The sequence below is a fragment of the Thermoflexus sp. genome (genome assembly GCF_025055495.1).
Lineage (GTDB): Bacteria > Chloroflexota > Anaerolineae > Thermoflexales > Thermoflexaceae > Thermoflexus.
Genome location: NZ_JANWXB010000067.1, coordinates 1 through 2,706 on the forward strand (window position 1 = coordinate 1; position 2,706 = coordinate 2,706).

Genomic DNA, 2,706 nt, shown 5'->3' on the forward strand with positions numbered 1-2,706 from the left:
CGTGGGCGTAGGGGCTGAGCACCAAGCGGGCATGGAGCAGATCCGGCAACCGGAGGTCCGCACCGAACTTCAGCTGCCCAGTGACTTTCAGACGTCCATCTCGCATCGGGATCCGCTGGCCGATGGTCATCCTTGCACCCCCCAGGGATCAAAGTTTCCATGGATGAAGCTATGCCGTCGAGAGCCGCGGTAGGAATGGAATGACTCCCCTGGATCCCCCTCCCTGCGCTTTAATCATACTGGATGCGCCCTTCCCGGACGACGATCCGCCCTCGCTTCACCACGGTGTGCACCAGATTCACCCCATACCGATAGGCCAGATGCCGATAATCAGGCGCATCCAAGAGCACCAGGTCCGCCTGCTTGCCGGGCTCCAGGCTCCCGATCTCGTGACCCAGTCCGATGGCGCAGGCGGCGTTGAGGGTCGCCGCCGTAAGGGCCTCCGCCGGCGTGAGCTTCATATACCGGGTCGCCAGGGCGATCATCATCGGCATCGATTCACACCACGAGGTCCCCGGGTTGAGATCCGTGGCGATGGCCAAGGCGCCCCCGGCATCGATCAACGATCGTCCCCGCCCATAGTGTCCGGTCGCCAACCCGAAGGGCGTGCCCGGAAGCATCACGCCGATCGTCTCCGAACGGGCAAGGAGCTCCAGATGTTCCGGCGGCGTGCTTACCAGGTGATCCACGCTGATCGCCCTTAGCTGCACCGCCAGAGGCGTTGCGCCCAGCGCCGGCTCGAACTCATCGGCATGCACCTTCAGGCCAAAGCCCAGGGCCTTCGCCGCCTCCAGGATCCGACGGGTTTGATCCAGATCGAAGGCCCCCCGCTCACAGAACACATCGCAGAACCAGGCCGCCCGGCCATTTGCCCATGGAGGAGACCATGGACCGTCGACCGGATACCGTTGTGCCGCGACCTCCGGCAGCATCTCCTCGATCAGCCGTTCGACATAGGCCTCAGGATCCTCCTGGTATTCCTCCGGGACAGCGTGAGCGCCCATGAAGGTCGGCACCAGATCCATGGGGTGAGCGCCGTTCAGGCGGTGGAGGACCTCCAGCAGGCGGCGTTCCGTTTCCCATTCCAGGCCGTATCCGGTCTTCGCTTCCGCCGTGGTCGTGCCGTGCAACAACATTCGATCCAGGCGGGAACGGGTCTCGACCATCAATTGCTCGGCGGAAGCCGCGCGGGTCGCTCGCACGGTGGAGAGGATTCCCCCTCCGGCCTGGAGGATCTCCAGATACGTGGCCCCTTTCAGGCGCAGCTCGAACTCCGCCACGCGATCGCCGGCCCAGATCAAATGGGTATGAGGATCCACGAAGCCGGGGATCACCGTCTGATGCCGGGCCTCCACGATCTCCGCAGCCTCCTCGATCTGCGCCTCGACCTCGGAGGTGGGGCCGATGGCGACAACCCGTCCCTCCCGGATAGCGACAGCGCCCCCGGAGATCAGCCGGAGGAATCCCATGGCGCCTCCTCGCGCCGGCCCGGGGCCCGTGGGGGTGGCGATCTGCGCCGCGTTGCGGATCAGCAGGTCGACTTTCATACCCTTCATCGGGAATCCTACCTTCCTTTCACGATGATGGCCTGAACGGGGAGGGTGGAAAGAGATGGGGAGCGCTCATCCCCTGCGCTCCCCATCTGTGGAAGAAAGCCTTCTCGATTGCACCGGTAGAAGGGCAAAGGGATTATGCCAGGATGAAAGATGTACCAGGATGGCTGAGCGCTTCATTCCTCGACGAGATCCTCGGGCTCCCCGTAGAGCTCCCATCCCATCCGCTGGGCCGCTTCCTTCACCCCGGATTCAAACCACGGCGTCACCAGGATGCGCCGCTTCACCGGCTGTCCCACCCGGCGCTCGTAGAACCTCACCTTCCGTTCGAGGGTCGCCAACGCCTCGAGGGTGGCAGAGGTCTTCAACTCGATCACCATGTGAGTCCCATCCCGGATCACCACATCCAGCTCCACGAAGGCCGGATAGCCGAAGACCTCGCCTTGCTCATCGAAGGCCTGCCATCGCTCCACCTGGAATCCGACGTGATGGAGAATAGCGAGCATCCCTGCTCGCCAGGCCGCCTCGCTCCGCATTCCCCAGCGGGCGCCGAAGGCGTTCAGACGGCGGAGGATACGCCCCTCCATCCGCTCCAGCCGCTCCTCCAGGCGCTGCTGAGCCTCCACCAGGGCCGCCACGGTTTTCGCCAGCTCCTTCAATTCCTCCTCGGTGCGCCGCTGAGCCTCCGCCAGCTGCTCCACTCGCTCCTCCAGGCGCCGCTGAGCCTCCGCCAGCCGCTCCAGCCGCTCCTCGGTGCGCCGCTGTGCCTCCGCCAGCTGCTCCAGCCGCTCCTCCGTGCGCCGCTGGGCCTCCGCCAGCTGCTCCACCCGCTCCTCTGTGCGCCGCTGGGCCTCCGCCAGCTGCTCCAGCCGCTCTTCCGTGCGCCGCTGGGCCTCCGCCAGCTGCTCCACCCGCTCCTCCGTGCGCCGCTGGGCCTCCGCCAGGGCACCCAACGCCTCCTCCAGCCGCCCCAACCGTTCGTCTGTCCGCCGTTGCGCCTCCGCCAGCATTTGAAAGCGGGCTTCGGTTTCCCGGCGGAAGGCCTCGAAGATCTCATCCCGGAAAGCCCGAAACTCCGCCGGAAGCCGCAACAACTCCTCCGTCAGGATCAGCGCTCGTAGCTGTTCTCGCCATTCCTGATGTTCCCGCAACA

Annotated in this window: 2 protein-coding genes; both read right to left on the reverse strand. The window is 65.5% G+C overall.

Going from position 1 to position 2,706, the window contains the following annotated elements; translation table 11 throughout:
- Window positions 1-230 precede the first annotated feature (230 nt).
- Complete coding sequence (gene hutI / locus NZM16_RS02535; protein WP_295478302.1) at window positions 231-1,556, reverse strand: imidazolonepropionase; 1,326 nt, start codon at window positions 1,554-1,556, stop codon at window positions 231-233.
- A 173-nt stretch (window positions 1,557-1,729) separates the two neighbouring features.
- Window positions 1,730-2,706 (reverse strand): DUF3782 domain-containing protein (locus tag NZM16_RS02540; RefSeq protein WP_295478305.1); only part of this gene is annotated, 977 nt, incomplete at its 5' end.

What these genes read in the sequence shown, in the direction of transcription:
- hutI (WP_295478302.1), bottom strand. Translation starts at nt 1,556, where the DNA reads ATGAAGGGTATGAAAGTCGACCTGCTGATCCGCAACGCGGCGCAGATC.